The organism is Mesobacillus stamsii, assembly GCF_030814065.1.
In the GTDB taxonomy this organism is placed as follows: domain Bacteria; phylum Bacillota; class Bacilli; order Bacillales; family Cytobacillaceae; genus Mesobacillus; species Mesobacillus stamsii.
Map to the genome: position 1 here is coordinate 1 of NZ_JAUSUN010000029.1, position 16,213 is coordinate 16,213.

Sequence of the window (16,213 nt, forward strand, 5' to 3'; positions counted from 1 at the left end):
AAAATGCTTCCTTTTTATTTTTGGACAGTATATCCGTCAGTTTTAGGACAATTAATATCGTCAAGTTTTGGACATTATAAAACGTCATTAACAATATTTCAAAAAATGCAGTACTCAAGTTGTAAATAGAAAATAAAATGATAAGTTAGTATATAATTTAGAGATAATAGAAGAAAACTCTTTAACGATGCTTCGGATCATTTGACAAATACAGAAGGCTAACCTTTGAATGCGAGTTTATCTAAGTTACCTAAATAGGAAGAATACCTGTCAATCCCTCTCTGATCGGGAAAGTTTAACAAAGAATTTGGAAAGCCTGGGCTTTTTCGATAAGAAAATTTCGATAAACATAAGGAAAAAAGAGACCTGGATATGGGAAAATACATATTTTACCAAAAATGGTTTTAATGAATTTAAAATAATTTATATAATAAGAAAAGGGAGGGAATTTAATAATGAGGATTATGTTATTTGTGTCGTTTTTAGTAGTTAGCACCATTTTATATAGCAGATTATTTAAAAATGATATAGCAAGCATATCTAATAATTTGCTAATAAACGGAACACTAATTGGAATAGGTATCATTTCAATATTAGGAATTTTATTTATTACTATAAAAAAAAGAAAGCAATTTAAATGAAAATAAAGAGCTCTTTTAAAGGGCTCATCCTTATAATCTTGAAAGATAAATTATAGTTGCACTATTATAGCCATTATAATTAGGATTTGCTTTTACACAGACCCATACTCCTCTACCCTCGTAAGCTATTGTTCTCAAAGTTGAGACATGTCCACTATTTGCGATAATAAAATTTGCAATCGCTGATGGTAAAAAAGCAAAGGAAGTCAAACCAAGATACAAATCATTAGCATTCAAAGCCTTTACTAAATTAGCATGAGAAATTGAATAAGTATTCAAACAACTTTGACCTCCCGGATCCTCATAAACTGCGAAAGTTCCTACAGTTTCTGCTGCAAATGACTGCATTGGAAAACTAAAAGATAGCCCCAATACGATTGCTAGCAACAAGCTTGATATTTTTTTCAACCTAATGCCTCCCTAAAATTAAATTTTATAAAGATATTCTGTGAAAAAACCGGGAACCCCTTTTTAGATGCAAAATTTTCTATTTTTCAAAGTTCATTCTGTTCGCCTGGTAAGGTTGAAAGTGAACTGTAAATTTTACAGTTCTTACCCCGTTTTAATATAGAAACTCCCCTTACAGATTTTTAGGTTGCATTGATGGAACCTTTTAGCCTTTAAGGCAGCGACGAAAATTATATGGATTAGGTATTGACAAACGTATGGCGAATTGCAAGTTATATAGAGTGAGAAGAAAGAGATAGTTTTAAAAGGGTTAGAAATGTTGTTATATCAAGTGTTTTAACGTTTTTTGTGTGTTGCAAATTTGCAACACTTGCCTTGTAATGGATTACAGGCATTCCTATATGTATAACTATCATATCCCGCTTTTTGCTTTCAGCAGGTCGCGGATTTCTTTTAACAGTTCTTCTTTGCTATCGGGAGCAGCAGGCTTAGCTTCTTGGTTTTTTCGGTAGCGCCCGATGAATCGAATGAATAAGAAAATGGCGAACGCTGTAATAAAGAAGTTAACAACTGATTGAAGAAACGCACCGTATTTAACCACCTTATAGGTAAGATCGGAAAAATCCGCTCCAAATGTTGCAAGTCCGACAATCGGCATAATAATGTCATCAACCAGTGAGGAAACAATTTTTCCAAAAGCCGTGCCAATGATGACCCCGACAGCAAGGTCCAGCACATTTCCTTTAAAGGCAAATTTCTTGAATTCCTTCCACATTTACTATAAACCTCCTAACATTTGTATCCCTTATATTCTGCGAGAAAGTGGGGGGAAAAGCAAGAGGGCCATTGCTAAACTGACTCTAAACAAAACAGGCAGATGATGATTCCTCTGCCTGTTAATATTTTATTGCGAAAGATTTATAGGTTTCTGTGTTTTCAATCTCGTTCACTTCAATGTGGTCCACTGTGGAAAAGGGATTGCCTCTTCGCACCTCATCAATGAACTTCTCAAGATTATCTTTAGCGCCCGAAGCAAGAATCTCAACGCCACCTTCCCGCAGATTCCGTACCCAGCCTGTAATGCCAAATTGAATAGCTTTCATTTGTGTATAGTAACGGTATCCCACACCCTGAACCTTTCCTGAAACAATAATCTGTAATTGAATCAAGACGTCGCCCCCAGATAAACAATTAGGTTAACAATATAGCTAATATTATATACAATGATTCCTTGATAACTCCATTATAGCATAGTGATTTAGGGTGCATAAGAGAAAAGTTGCCAGTAGAAGAGCCGAATCCCCAAAACCGTTCCATACAAAAACCCAGCCAAACATTATGCCGGCTGGGTTCATATTAGTATTGGAATATTACAGTGCCCAGTCACCATTGCGGAAGACTGGTTCTGCAGTGCCATCGGCTGAGATGCCGTCGATGTCCATTTGATCGGAGCCAATCATGAAGTCAACGTGGGTGATGCTTTCGTTCAGGCCATTTTTAGCCAGCTCTTCTGAAGACATCGTTTTTCCGCCTTCTACACAGAATGCATAAGCACTTCCGATTGCAAAGTGGTTGGATGCATTCTCGTCAAAAAGCGTGTTGAAAAACAGCACATTTGATTGAGAAATCGGCGAATGAAAAGGAACAAGTGCCACTTCGCCAAGATAGTGTGAGCCTTCGTCCGTTGCCACTAACTGCTTAAGGATTTCTTCGCCTTCTTCCGCTTCGACGCTGACGATCTTTCCTTTTTCGAAAGTCAGCTTGAAGTTGTCGATAATGTTGCCGCCGTAGCTAAGCGGTTTCGTACTTGATACATAGCCGTTCACGCCAGTTTTTAAAGGAACAGAGAAGACTTCTTCAGTAGGCATATTGGCCATGAATTCATTGCCTTGCTCGTTTATGCTGCCAGCGCCGACCCAAATATGTTTTTCTGGAAGCTCGACTGTCAAGTCTGTGCCTGGTGCTTTATAGTGAAGCTTCTTGTAGCGTTTGCTATTTAGGTAATCAACCTTCTCATGCAGGGAAGCGTCATGCTCTTTCCATGCCGCAACAGGATCCGGGGTATCAACCCGGACAGCCTTGAAAATTGCGTCCCAAAGCTTTTGAACAGCAGTTTCCGTTGAATCCTCAGGGAAGACCATTTTCGCCCAGCCTTCAGAAGGAGCAGCAATAACTGTCCAGCTGACTTTATCAGATTGTATGTATTTGCGGTATTTAGACAGTGCTGTTCCGGCTGCTTTTTGGAAGTTTGCAATACGCTCAGATTGAACCCCTTTTAAAAGATCTGGACTTGATGACACAATCGACATGAAGGCTGCGCCACTTTCAGCCAGTTCTTCCGTTTCACGAGCACGCCACTCAGGATATTCAGTGAAAGCCTCATCGGGTGCCAGGTCGTATTTCGTCCTGTTCACAACATCATCATTCCAGTTCACCACAACGTTCTTTGCGCCTGCTTCGTATGCTTGTTTGGCAACAAGTCGTACAAAATCAGCGGAGTCAATGGTTGTGTTGATGACAAGCGTTTGGTTTTTCTGAATGTTTACGCCAACCTTGACAGCGAGGTCCGCATACTTTGCTAAATTCGTTTGAAAATCACTCATTTATTTCGCCCCTTTTCTGAATCTTCCTTTATATTGTACCGATTTCATGAAAAAAAAGAAACTAGGACAGCTATTATTAACAGAATCAAGCAGCAAATCAAATTAAAGGCCTAACTGCTTCCTATTTTCATACATTCTGAACATCACCCAAAACAGGATCGCGCTTAAGACAGCAAGAACACTCAGAATAGTAAAGGTCCAGCGATATCCGATCCACACCGTAAGCGGAATGCTGATTGGTGCAATCGTCCTTCCAAAGGTATAACGTAAGGATGCAGCTGCGAAATATTGGCCTCGCATTTGCTCCGGCGCTAAATTTGAAATGATGGTTTGCTGCAAGCCTGCCGTCAACAATTCAGCTAAGGTGAAGACGGCCATTGCCAAAATCAATCCCCAAATCCAGTGAGTAGCCCCGAACATTAAAATCGAAACGGCATAAAAAAGCGACGACAACACAAATACATTCCGTTCAGGGAATCGCGTGACCCATTTCGTGACAGCTACCGTGAACAGGGCAACAAGCAATCCGTTTTCGGAAAGAATCAAACCAAAGGCCTGCTCGCCATTCACGGTGAACACTTTGCTGCCTAGTTCTAGTATCGTTTGATTATTCACCATATCCTTTGTATAAACAGGGAACAGCAAATCAAGCTGCATGAAAGTTTGCGCTGCGAGAACTCCAGCAATGATGAACAGGAGAAAAACTTTATCCTGAATGATGACCTTGTAATCAGCAAACTGTTCTATAAGGAAATCATACCATTTCCCTTTTTCTGTGCGAGCTTGCTTAGCAGATGCAGGGACGGTTTCGCGCGTCCATTTTGAGAGGACAAGCGCGAGTAAAATGGAGATGATGGCCACTGCAATCATCAATTCAAACCGGTATTTGACATAAAAAATCGTACCGAGGATCGGACCGATGACGACGGCGATATTGATCTGCGTATAAAAAATCGCAAAAACACTGCTGCGGTCTTTTTCCGGGACGACGTCGGCCACCATCGCCTGGCTTGCAGGCCAGTAGATCGAACCGAAAATGCCGACAAGCGTGAAGCAGATAAACCCAAGCATTGGTGACGTGTACCACGGTGAAACAGCATAGGCGAAAATAAGGAAGGCAATCCCTTGCCCAAATGCAGAGAGCACCATCATTCGCTTGCGGCCAAATCTATCGGCCATATAACCTCCAAGCAAATTGGCAAATACCGAGAATAGCTGAGAAAAAATCAGCAAGAAACCAGCCTTGTCTTTTCCGAAGCTTTCGGCAAAATAAATCGTTAAAAACGGAAAAAACATCCAAAATGTTATATTCATCAACGCTTCGCCAAACAGGCGAATCTTCAAGTTGCGATCCCAATCTCTTATCCTCATGATGCTTCTCCTTAGTTCAAAAAATGACAACCAATAAATATCATACTACTCTATAGGAATTTTTTTCAAGCAAATACTTAGTAAAACAACTTACAAAAAAACAGCACCTACTTAGGTGCTGTTGGAAAAACTATTCTTTATCCTCAAGGGCTGCTTTCAATAAGTCTCCGAGACTCGTGCCAAAATTCTCCTCGGATGGCGCGTATTTTTCCTTGAGTTTACGCTCCTCGCGTTTGGTTACGCCTTTTTGCTATTTGTCCTCAGCTTTTTCGACAACATTGCAGCGTCGGCACTGGAAATAAGCGCCTGCTTTGCCGTCGTGGATTTCCATCCGCTTGTGGCATTGCGGGCAACGGCGTTGTGACAGCTTAGGGTCCTTATGTTTGCGGTAGCTGCATTCAGAATTTGAGCACACAAGAATGCGACCTTCTTTTGTTTTGCGTTCCTTCATGAATTCTCCACACTCAGGGCATTTAGATCCTGTCAAGTTATGAGCGCGGTAAGTTTTGCTGCTTTTCTTGATTTCGGATACAAGCAGGGAAGTCTGTTCACGAATCCTTTTTTTGAATGCCTTCGCATCGCCTTTGCCATGAGCAATCTCCTCGAGTTCTTTTTCCCATTTTGCCGTCAGCTCTGGGGAAGTGAGTTCATCGTTCACAAGATCAATCAACTGTTTGCCTTTTTTCGTAGAATAGAAGCGGCCATCCTTGCGTTCGACGACCTCCGACGAAATCAGGCGTTCGATGATTTCTGCCCTTGTTGCCGGAGTACCAAGGCCGAATTTCTCCATCTTTGAAAGGATATCCGATTCAGACAAGCGCAAGGGGGCTTCAGTCATCTTTTTGTTTATTGTAACCTGGCCCACAGAGTAGCTTTTGCCTTTTTCCAGATGGGCAAGCGATTGAGTGCTTGAATCATCCTCCTCTTTTCCAAGAACCTTTTTAAAGCCAAGCTCTAGAATATTCGTTTCGCGAGCGGACAATGCTTCGCCCTCGACCTCGAAACTAGCGTGGACAACTTCATACTGATACGCCGGGTAAAATAAAGCCAAGAACCTTCGGACAATTAAGTCATAGAGTTTCCGTTCATCGGGTGACAAATCAGCGAGATGAAGCCGCTCCTCTGTTGGGATGATGGCATGGTGGTCAGTGACTTTTTCATTATTGAACACACGGCGCGCCTGGACCTTGCCATTGTTAGCAAGTGCCGGCTTCGCTTCATCCTTGTAACCGGACATGATTCCCTGAAGCCGGTCCGCCATCGTTGCTTCCATATCAGTCGTCAAATAGCGTGAATCCGTACGGATAGGTGACAAGCTTGTGCTGTTCATACAAGCCCTGTAGCACATTGGACGTTTTCTTTGCTGAGAAGCCGAAGCGTTTATTGGCGTCACGCTGCAATTCTGTTAGGTCATACGGCATCGGCTGTGGATCAGACTTCTGCTTGCGGTCCAGTGATTTCAAGACTGCTTTTTTATTGGAAAGCTTCTGTTGGATTTCTTCTGCTTTTTCTCTGGAAAAAATGCGTTTTTCTCCTTTATGCTCCCATTCTGCACTTAGGGAGCCAACCTTTGCCTGGATGGTCCAGTAATCCTTCGGGACGAATTTATTCATTTCATCCTCACGCTCAAGGATCATGGCTAGGGTTGGTGTCTGGACCCGGCCTGCAGATAGTGGATCCTTATATTTGGTTGTCAAAGCTCGAGAGACGTTCAAGCCGATCAGCCAGTCAGCCTCAGCACGGCAGACAGCTGATTCGTAAAGATCCTCAAACTGCTTGCCAGGCTTCAGGTTCTTAAAACCATCCTTAATAGCCCTGTCCGTTTGGGAAGAGATCCACAACCGCTTGATTGGCTTTCGCCAGTTGATGCGTTGCAGAATCCATCTGGCGACAAGTTCTCCTTCACGCCCGGCGTCCGTTGCGATGATGAATTCGCCAACATCCTTGCGCTCGGCGAGATGCTCAATCGCCTTAAATTGATGGCTCGTCTGTTTGATGACCTTTAGCCCCATTTTATCGGGGATGATTGGCAGCTCCTCCAGCTTCCAAACCTTATACTTCGGATCATAGTTCTCTGGCATCTTGAGTTCGATCAAGTGGCCAAGTGCCCAAGTAACGATGTGTTGATTTCCTTCAAAATAGCTTTTATTTGTTTTAGTGCAGCCAAGCACACGCGCAAGCTCGCGGGCAACGCTTGGTTTTTCTGCAAGGACTAGAGATTTCATAATTGCTCCTTTCAAAAAACAATGCTTTTCTTAGTATAATAGAAAAAACGGAATTTTTGTAATGGGGGAGAGTATGAGCGATTATATTAAAGAAATCCGTGAGTTGATTGGCAGCCGGCCGTTCATCCTGGCTGGTTCTGCTGTTCTTGTTTTTAATAAGGAATATGAAGTGCTGCTGCAGCTTCGGTCTGATACTGGCAGGTGGGGAATTCCAGGGGGTGCAATGGAACCGGGCGAAAGCTTTGAGGAAACAGCCCGCAGAGAACTGTCTGAGGAAACAGGACTTGTCCTTCATAAACTGAAGTTTTTGAATGTGATTGCTGGTGAGGAATATTACTTTCAATATCCAAACGGCGACGAAATCTATAACGCGATCGCCTTGTACGCATGCACTGATTGGGAGGGCGAGCTGCAAATACTCGATGGGGAAAGCAAGGAGCTCCGCTTTTTTGCATTGGACAATCTCCCTGATCTTCAAGGAAGGCCCGAGTTGATCTTAAACAAAATCAATGAATATGGAATACTGCCTGTCATCAGGGAAATTGAGCTGCTTGATGTAAAGGCAGCCGCTGAAATCCTGGAACTGCAGAGAAAGTCATACAGGATGGAAGCAGACTTAATTGGCTCGGACGAAATACCCCCGTTAAAGGAAACATTCGAGCAGCTGCAAAATTGTGGCGAAACCTTCCTTGGCTGTTATATCGATGGCAGTCTCGCTGGTGCGGTTTCTTTTAAAAAAGACGGGGAAGTGATGGATATTCACCGAATGATGGTCCATCCAGACTTTTTCCGAAGAGGAATTGCCAGGAAGCTAATTGCATATTTGGAACAGCAAAACTTCTCCGAAATAATTGTCTCAACCGGCGCTGCAAATGCACCAGCAATAAAGCTGTATGAGAAACTTGGCTTCGATCGCCAAAATGATTCAGTAGTAGGCGGCGGGATGGTGATCGCCAATTTTAAAAAGCGGCAAGATTGATGGTTTCACGCAAAAGGACCGGGCAGCATGCCAGGTCCTTTTCAACATTATTCCTTTATTTTGATTGCAGTTCCGGTGGCGATGCACATCATCATGCCTTCGCGCAGGGTTTCGAAATCAAGGTCGACGCCGATTATCGCATTAGCTCCCATGCGGCGGGCTTTGTCTTCCATTTCGCGAATCGCGATTTCGCGCCCTTCCGCAAGCTTGCTTTCGTATGCGGAACTCCTGCCGCCAATCACATCGGTGACGCTTGCCAAAAAGTCACGCACGACATTGGCCCCCATAATGGCCTCCCCAGAGACAATCCCCAAATAGGTTTCTACTTCTTTGCCTTGCAATGTGGATGTAGTGGATACGATCATTTTATTTCCTCCCCAAATTTGTATACTGAGTGATAAAAAATGGTGTACGAATAACTATACGAATTTTGATACGAAAAGTTTCAAAAATAGAACCCGGCGATTGCCAGGTTCTAAAAATAAGTTATCTTTCCTCTTTCTCGATACGATTTTTGAAAGCTTCCTGGACAACCAGGAATTCCTCGTCTTCCTGCGCCTCAGTTTCAGGCCGCTTAGCTGTAAATGCACCTTCAGGTAAATCACCGGGATGACCTTTTTTCTTATGGTTGAATTCTTTGCCTCTGCTCATTCATGAATCCTCCTTTCTTGTCAAAATAGTTTTTCCTGATGGAACCCGAAATATAAAAAATGAATAGCATAAGATTGGATAGAGACAAATTTTAAGTAAGGAGGGTGCTTGTATGGATGAAAAACTTTATGCTGAAGATTTAGTAAAGTATCCGACTATTTTTTGTGCAAACCTGGATGATCAGGCCCCCCTGTTTTCGGCAGAGGCGATTATCGATGGGGATATCAAAAAAATGAATTTGGAGGATTATCGGGGGAAATGGGTTATTTTATTTTTCTACCCGAGCGATTTCACCTTTGTCTGACCGACAGAACTGGCGGCGGTCGCTGCCATTTATCCGTATATTAAGGCGCTTGGAGCAGAGATGATGTCGATCAGTACCGACAGTATTTACAGCCATTGGGTGTTTAAAGAAACATCGCCTTCCTTGAAAAAGGTAATATTCCCAATGGTCAGTGACAGAACCCAGGTCATTAGCCGGGCATACCGGGTTCTTAATGCTGCCTCCGGGGCAAGTTTCAGGACATCGGTATTCATCGACCCGGAAGGAATCATTAGAACAAAGCTGACTTATCCTGATGATGTAGGCCGGAATCTTCCGGAACATGTCAGAATCCTTCAGGCACTGCAATTTGCAAAACAAACTGGTGAAGGCGTACCGGCAAACTGGATGCCAGGCCAGCCTGGAATCAGCACTGATCCGTCAAATATTGGGAAAATTTAACTAGAGCTGGCCCTAAAATATAGGGCCTGTTTTTTTGATTTTTTTAATAATGTCCGGACTGTCTCAAATGAAATCAGCGTTCATAAACTGATGGAATTAGTTAAATCCAAACTAACCGGGCGCAGTTTGCTCGGTATTCTAATATAGTGACGTGCATCACAATAATGTCACAAAATGTCTACAAAAATCTTCGTTATCAATCACAAATTTTTTTTAAAATAGAATTAAGATATTGTTGTTTTTTTCACAAACTTTTAATTTGGGAGGTACCAAAAATGGATGAGGTCCTGTTATTAAGCCGGATCCAGTTTGCTGTTACCGTGTTTTATCATTTCTTGTTTGTACCGCTGACGCTGGGGCTGGTCATTCTTGTTGCCATCATGGAGACAAAGTATGCCCGTACACTGGATCAGACGTATAAGCGGATGGCGGATTATTGGGGAAAACTATTCGCAATCAACTTTGTTCTTGGGGTGATCACCGGCATTACGATGGAGTTCCAATTTGGAACGAACTGGTCGGAGTATTCAAAATATATGGGAGATATTTTCGGATCTCCGCTGGCGATCGAGGCTCTGGCCGCTTTTTTCCTTGAATCGACATTCATGGGCATCTGGCTGTTCGGCAAGGACAGGTTTTCGCCAAAGCTGCGGGCGGTTTCTATCTGGATGGTGGCGCTCGGTACGAATATTTCCGCACTATGGATTATCACTGCAAATGGTTTTATGCAAAATCCCGTCGGCTATGTCCTGAATAATGGTCGGGTCGAGCTGAACAGCTTTGCGGAGCTCGTCACCAATCCATATGCTTGGTATATGTTCGTACATACAGTCGTCAGTGCATATATCGTAGGGGCATTTTTCATGATGGCCATCAGTGCCTATCATTTGCTGAGGAAAAATGAAACAGCCTTTTATAAGAAATCGTTTAAATATGGGTTGGCCATGGCGCTATTTTCGGCTACGCTGACTCCGTTCATCGGCCATCAGTCAGGCGTATTTGCGGCAAAGATGCAGCCCGCAAAAGGAGCGGCGATGGAAGCAGTATGGGAAACACAGAAGGGCATGCCGTTCCATCTAATTCAAATTCCTGATCAGGAAAATCAGCGGAATGCATTCGCAGCGATCAGCATTCCGAAGATCGGAAGCTTTCTTTACACAAATTCATTTAACGGGGAGGTAACCGGGTTTAATGATCTCCCGAAGGATGAGCAGCCAAATATTGAACTGGTATTTTATGCCTTTAGGCTTATGGTTGCACTCGGCATCTTTTTTCTTGCTGTATCATGGTATGGATTGTATTTGTACCGGAAAAACAAGCTGGAAACTTCACCGAAATACTTGAAACTTGTCCTTTATTCGGTACTCCTGCCATACCTAGCAATCAATGCTGGATGGATGGTCGCAGAAGCTGGACGACAGCCATGGGTCGTTTATGGATTGATGAAAACTTCAGATGGTGTGTCTCCTATTGCTAGCTCACAAATAGTCTTCTCGTTGGCGGCACTTATCATTTTTTACACAGTTTTGCTGGTAGCCGATGTTTATTTAATCGTTAAGTATGCGAAGAAAGGGCCGGAATCAGAGGCTCACTATAGTCTTGGGGGAGGCGTGAAGCATGTCTCATGATACACTGGCGATCATTTGGTTTGGGCTTTGGGGATTAATCTGGACCATCTATTTCATTCTAGACGGATACACACTTGGAACTGGAATGCTATTGCCTTTCACGGCGAAAAACCGCCAGGAGCGCAACCAGCTCCAGGAAGCAGTCGGACCATTCTGGGGTGGAAACGAGGTCTGGCTGATTACCGCTGGGGGAGCGACATTCGCAGCATTCCCGGACGTCTACGCTGATATGTTCAGCTTTTTGTACACGCCGTTATACCTAGTCTTGATTGCTTTGTTCATAAGGGCAGTTGGACTCGAATTCATGCATAAAGATGACAACCCCACCTGGCAGGCAGTCTGCAAATGGAGTTTTTTTGCCGGCAGCTTCTTAGTTGCCTTCTTGTTTGGGGTAACTTTTGCCAACTTATATCGCGGCTTGATGATTGGCGCAAACGGCTATGAAGGAAATCTGTTTAGCCTACTTAATGGGTACGGGATTTTAGGAGGATTCTTGTTTGTTTCGCTGTTCCTGCTATCTGGTTCCTTATGGATTCAGTTAAAAACATCAGGACAAACAGCAGTACGGGCTTATCGGATTTCGCGTGTGCTGGCAGGAGTCGCGCCTGCGATCCTATCGTTATTCTTGCTGGCAACGGTGAACCAAACGCCGCTGTTGGATAACTACTCAGAGCATCCGGTCCTTTGGATTGTACCGGTGCTCGTATTGGCTGCGATGCTTGCGTCTGCATACTTTATTTTTAAAAAGAAAATCGGTTATGCGTTCGCTTCCGTGTGCGTAACCATTTTTACAAAAATGGCGTTCGGACTAATTGGAATGTTCCCGAACATGCTGCCATCAAGGATTGATAGTTCCTACAGTGTCAATCTATTCGACGCAGCCGGAAGCAAGCTCAATCTAACGGTCATGTTTATCGTTGCGCTTATTTTCGTTCCAATCATTCTTGCATACCAATCATGGAGCTACACATTGTTCAAAGATAAAATTTTAAAAGAGAATGCAAAAGGATACCAATAAGAAACACGCATGATGGTTGATTCACACCCCATGATGAAAATTATTCATCCATGAGGTGTTTCTTTTTCTCTATTTAGTTAGAAAAAAACAAAAGAAATTATTATAATCAAATGGCCAGGTGGAGAAATCCAGCCTGGCCATCGTTTTTTTAGATTGTTGATGAGCTTCCATGTTTAAGAGAGTATTATCATTTGCACCTAGATGAATATGATCAAAATTATACTAATAAGGGAATTAACTGCGTATCGTTCCGCAAGAGTGTTATGGAGGGGAAATAGCTCGCAAAAGGGTATCGTTCGCCTGATAGATGCCCTTATGGAGGGGAAAAAGCTCGCATAAGGGTATCTTTCGCCTGATAGATGCCCTTATGGAGGAGGAAATGCTCGCATAAGGGTATCTTTCCGCCCGAGAGATGCCCTTATGGAGGGGGAAAAGCTCGCATAAGGGTATCTTTCTGCCTGATAGAGCCCTTATGGCAGTTGTTTGAGTAAAAAAAACACGAAACAGATAAAATTTGCGGAGTTGTGATTTCCAATTCGCTCGCTATGTGCCCGATGAACAGCAAAACCAAAAAAGGACCGGGAGCAGTTTGCCCGGTCCTTCTAATTATTCCCCAACGGTCTTGATTTTTTCAGCGGCTGCTGCGGTCTGGCTGACGTACGCAGCTATTGTCTGATTATCGTCGTTCAAGGTTTCGATTGTTGCATTCATTTCCTCTAGGCCGGAAGTTGCCTGCTCAATGATTGCAGCAAGCTCACGAGTGGAGGCTTCGACATCACCTGTTTGGTTCTTGACATCGCTAACCGTTAATTCGAATTGGCCGAATTGGTTGGTAAGTTCACGAAGCGTACTGCTGACTTCCCCGAAGAATCCGGAAACCACCTCGACAGCGGAACGACTTTCTTCCAGCTTTTCACTGCTGTCATTCATTCTTTCCAGTGCAGCTGAGTTTGTTGCATTTACGGAGGTGAGGTTTTCGGTAATCTGGATGGCTGTTTCTTTCGTCATTTCCGCCAGCTTGCGAATTTCATTGGCAACAACGGAGAAGCCTTTTCCAGCCTCGCCAGCTCGTGCCGCTTCAATCGAAGCATTCAAGGCAAGCAAGTTCGTTTGTTCAGTAATGTTACGGATATTGCCGATAAAACCATTTGTTTCCTCGATTTTTTTTGTCAGCATGGAGAATGTTTGGCTCAGATCAGATATGGAAGCAGCCAGCTCTTTTATATCGCTTTGAAGTTCGCCGATTTTTGTTGAACCGGTTTCTGTCGCCTTGGCAGCCTGTAAAGTATTTTCCGAGAGCAAGATGGACATATCCGCCATCTCGTCCATTCTTTGCTTGATCATTTCGGCATTCTCAGTAATTTGGTTAATTTGTTGTGACTGAATTTGGCTTCCGGCAGAAATTTCAGTAACAGCGATTTTCATTTCAGTTTGCGAAGACAGGTGGGTTTGGATTTGGTCATTGATTTTGCCAAGACTCTCTGTCACGACAAGCAGCTCGCTATGCAGCAGGGTACTGTGCTGCTCTTTCCGTACTTTTTCTTTTTCAGATTCCGTGAGAAAGGCTTCCAGAGATTGAAAGGCATTCCTATTTAAACGGATCAACACGAACAATACGGCTCCCATTAAAATGTAGCTGAGCAGGATCGCTGCAAAAGTGCTGCTTAAAAAATCTTGATTTTTTGTGGCCAACAAAGTGTTCATAATGATCGCCGCTAAACCAAGGGTGTAGCCGGTTAGGAAGATTTTCAGGTTGAAATGGATGGCTGAGAAGACTGCCAGGAATATCAGCACTAGCAAGAATGCGCCATTACCGCCGAATGCTCCGATATAGATGAACTGGTGGGCAAATATAGCAGCAAATGCAGCATAAGGGAAGAGAGCCTCTTTCTTAAGCCATAGCTGAAAAATCAAGAAAAACAGGAGGAAAAATGCAAATTCACTTACATAAACCATTGTTTTCATGAATGGTTCTTTTTCAATCAGTGTATAGGCAATAGTCGCAATTATGGATACCGAATAGGTGCTTACCATCAAGACATTTTTCTTTCTCGTATCCTGTCTGCGGAGATTTTCAATAGCCTCCAAGTAAAATCCTCCTCCATTAATCATTTGTATAAATATTATATCGGCCTTGGAATCGACAATCTTAATTAGTTGACTGAAAATTTTTTGATTGCTAAATCGCTTAAGATTTTTAAAAAAATGTCGAAATAAAAAGAGATAGTAGGACAGTTACATCGAGAAATTCCAGAGAGAATTCTAGAAGGAAAGCAGACAGGGGAGTCGTACATGGATAAGTCGTCAATCATTGGTGTCATTTTAGCGTTCATTGCAGTCGGAGTTGGGATGGTATTGAAAGGGGTAAACATCAATGCGCTCTTGAATCCGGCAGCTTTCTTAATCATAATCTTAGGTACAATTGCAGCGGTATCAATCGCTTTTCCAGCGAGAGAACTGAAGAAAGTACCAAAATTGTTCAAAATCTTGTTTAAAGAACAGGAAAGTACAGATATGCCGTCGTTGATTCGAATATTTTCTGAATGGGCCCAGCTTGCTAGAAAGGAAGGCCTGCTTGCACTCGAAGCGAAGACGAGTGAAATCGATGATGAATTTTTGAAAAATGGGCTATCGCTTGCCGTTGATGGACAGAGTGCTGACTACATCAGAGATGTACTAACGGAAGAAGTGGAAGCGATGGAGGAACGCCATTTGTCAGGTGCGGCCATTTTCAGCCAGGCTGGAACATATGCACCTACTCTCGGGGTTCTAGGGGCAGTAGTTGGGCTGATTGCAGCACTAAGCCATATGGACAATACCGATGAGCTTGGCAGGGCGATCAGTGCTGCGTTTGTGGCAACCTTACTGGGAATTTTTACTGGTTATGTGTTATGGCATCCATTCGCCAATAAATTGAAGCGAAAATCACAACAGGAAGCACAAGTGAAATACATGATGATAGAAGGCATTCTTTCTATTCTTGAAGGGGAAGCACCGCGGGTAATCGAGCAGAAGCTTGCTTCCTATCTGCCAACTAGTGAACGGAAACTGATCCTTGAAGAAAGCGGCGTGACTAAGGATGAGTAAGAAGAGGAAGAAGAAGCGACATGAGGAGCATATGGATGAGTCCTGGCTGATCCCATATGCAGATCTGCTTACGCTCTTGCTTGCATTGTTCATTGTGCTATTCGCAATGAGTTCTGTAGATGCCGTTAAATTTCAACAACTATCTAGAGCTTTTAATGATGTATTTTCTGGCGGAACTGGCGTGTTAGAGTTCCAGAGCCCGATGCCAGAGGGGCAGATACAAACACCAATAGACCGCAAGGAAGATGTGGAGAAGAAAGCGGAAGAAAAGGCCGATCTTGCCAAAGATCAGCTGGAACTTTTGGCTCTCCAGAAGAAGGTTAACTCTTATATTGCACAGAAAAAGCTGACAGATAAGCTGAATACGAAATTGACCGATGAAGGACTGCTTTTGACGATTCGTGACAATGTGCTATTTGAGTCAGGCAAAGCAGATGTCCGTTCAACAGATATCAACATCGCATATGAAATCGCTGACCTGCTTGTCATGGACCCTCCACGAAATATCATCATCAGCGGACACACAGATAATGTTCCAATTAGAACGGCGAGATATGAGTCGAACTGGGAACTGAGCGTCATGAGGGCCGTGGAATTCATGAAAATCATTTTGAAAAATGAGCAGCTTGATCCACGTTGGTTCAGCGCAAAAGGATTTGGCGAATTTCAGCCAATTGCAACGAATAATACAGCAGAAGGAAAAGCAAGAAACCGCCGGGTTGAAATTCTGATTCTGCCACGAACTAGCAATAATTAGAATCAAACGAAATCAGGATGAAAAAAGAAGCCAGTAACTTGCTTACTCGGCTTCTTTTTCCGGTGGGTCAGGCTTGCACATTTTATCAACAACGACACCAATTCCTAGCATCATCACAATC

General features: G+C 43.2%; 14 protein-coding genes and 2 pseudogenes. 7 read left to right on the plus strand and 9 right to left on the minus strand.

Features of this window, described 5'->3' with window-relative positions:
• Positions 1-671 precede the first annotated feature (671 nt).
• The 6 genes and pseudogenes from J2S25_RS16830 to J2S25_RS16855 all read right to left on the minus strand — a co-directional run bounded on the left by J2S25_RS16830 (position 672) and on the right by J2S25_RS16855 (position 7,248).
• Positions 672-1,049, minus strand: coding sequence for a hypothetical protein (locus J2S25_RS16830; RefSeq protein WP_307192469.1), 378 nt, complete (start codon positions 1,047-1,049; stop codon positions 672-674).
• Between the two features lie 412 nt (positions 1,050-1,461).
• On the minus strand, positions 1,462-1,824 hold the full coding sequence (gene mscL, locus J2S25_RS16835) for a large conductance mechanosensitive channel protein MscL (protein ID WP_307192470.1): 363 nt from the start codon (positions 1,822-1,824) through the stop codon (positions 1,462-1,464).
• Between the two features lie 121 nt (positions 1,825-1,945).
• Positions 1,946-2,218: an acylphosphatase gene (locus J2S25_RS16840; RefSeq protein ID WP_044394499.1), complete on the minus strand. Its 273-nt coding sequence runs from the start codon at positions 2,216-2,218 to the stop codon at positions 1,946-1,948.
• Positions 2,219-2,419: 201 nt separating this feature from the next.
• Entirely contained in the window at positions 2,420-3,652 is a 1,233-nt protein-coding gene (locus J2S25_RS16845) for an aminopeptidase (protein ID WP_307192471.1), read from the minus strand.
• A 102-nt stretch (positions 3,653-3,754) separates the two neighbouring features.
• Positions 3,755-5,023, minus strand: a complete 1,269-nt coding sequence (locus J2S25_RS16850) for an MDR family MFS transporter (protein ID WP_307192472.1) — start codon at positions 5,021-5,023, stop codon at positions 3,755-3,757.
• Between the two features lie 130 nt (positions 5,024-5,153).
• A pseudogene (locus tag J2S25_RS16855) lies at positions 5,154-7,248 on the minus strand (DNA topoisomerase III).
• Between the two features lie 73 nt (positions 7,249-7,321).
• Between J2S25_RS16855 and J2S25_RS16860 the strand changes: the two are divergent.
• Together J2S25_RS16860 and J2S25_RS16865 are read left to right on the plus strand one after the other, a co-directional pair.
• Positions 7,322-7,753, plus strand: a pseudogene (locus J2S25_RS16860) (NUDIX hydrolase); the annotation flags it as partial.
• Positions 7,739-8,227, plus strand: a complete 489-nt coding sequence (locus tag J2S25_RS16865; RefSeq protein ID WP_307192492.1) for a GNAT family N-acetyltransferase — start codon at positions 7,739-7,741, stop codon at positions 8,225-8,227. The pseudogene J2S25_RS16860 and the gene J2S25_RS16865, both read left to right, overlap by 15 nt.
• 47 nt (positions 8,228-8,274) lie before the next feature.
• Here J2S25_RS16865 and J2S25_RS16870 read toward each other — a convergent pair whose 3' ends face one another.
• The gene (locus J2S25_RS16870; RefSeq protein ID WP_044394495.1) at positions 8,275-8,592 is read right to left on the minus strand and encodes a YbjQ family protein; all 318 of its coding nucleotides are present in this window, start codon (positions 8,590-8,592) and stop codon (positions 8,275-8,277) included.
• 121 nt (positions 8,593-8,713) lie between these two features.
• Entirely contained in the window at positions 8,714-8,878 is a 165-nt protein-coding gene (locus J2S25_RS16875) for a hypothetical protein (RefSeq protein ID WP_198528202.1), read from the minus strand.
• A gap of 112 nt (positions 8,879-8,990) precedes the next feature.
• Between J2S25_RS16875 and J2S25_RS16880 the strand changes: the two genes are divergently transcribed.
• From J2S25_RS16880 to cydB, 3 genes are all read left to right on the plus strand, one after another.
• Positions 8,991-9,602, plus strand: a complete 612-nt coding sequence (locus tag J2S25_RS16880; protein ID WP_307192473.1) for a peroxiredoxin — start codon at positions 8,991-8,993, stop codon at positions 9,600-9,602.
• A gap of 275 nt (positions 9,603-9,877) precedes the next feature.
• Positions 9,878-11,230 carry a cytochrome ubiquinol oxidase subunit I gene (locus J2S25_RS16885; RefSeq protein WP_044394492.1) on the plus strand — a complete coding sequence of 451 codons (1,353 nt, stop codon included), beginning with the start codon at positions 9,878-9,880 and terminating at the stop codon, positions 11,228-11,230.
• Entirely contained in the window at positions 11,220-12,248 is a 1,029-nt protein-coding gene (gene cydB, locus J2S25_RS16890) for a cytochrome d ubiquinol oxidase subunit II (protein ID WP_044394491.1), read from the plus strand. Before J2S25_RS16885 ends, cydB begins: the two co-directional genes overlap by 11 nt.
• A gap of 606 nt (positions 12,249-12,854) precedes the next feature.
• Here the strand turns inward: cydB and J2S25_RS16895 are convergent.
• Positions 12,855-14,336: a methyl-accepting chemotaxis protein gene (locus J2S25_RS16895; RefSeq protein WP_044394490.1), complete on the minus strand. Its 1,482-nt coding sequence runs from the start codon at positions 14,334-14,336 to the stop codon at positions 12,855-12,857.
• Between the two features lie 204 nt (positions 14,337-14,540).
• Between J2S25_RS16895 and motA the strand changes: the two genes are divergently transcribed.
• Positions 14,541-15,335, plus strand: coding sequence for a flagellar motor stator protein MotA (gene motA / locus J2S25_RS16900; RefSeq protein ID WP_307192474.1), 795 nt, complete (start codon positions 14,541-14,543; stop codon positions 15,333-15,335).
• Complete coding sequence (motB, locus tag J2S25_RS16905) at positions 15,328-16,092, plus strand: flagellar motor protein MotB (protein WP_044394488.1); 765 nt, start codon at positions 15,328-15,330, stop codon at positions 16,090-16,092. The genes motA and motB overlap by 8 nt, the downstream gene beginning before the upstream one ends.
• Positions 16,093-16,213: the final 121 nt, after the last annotated feature.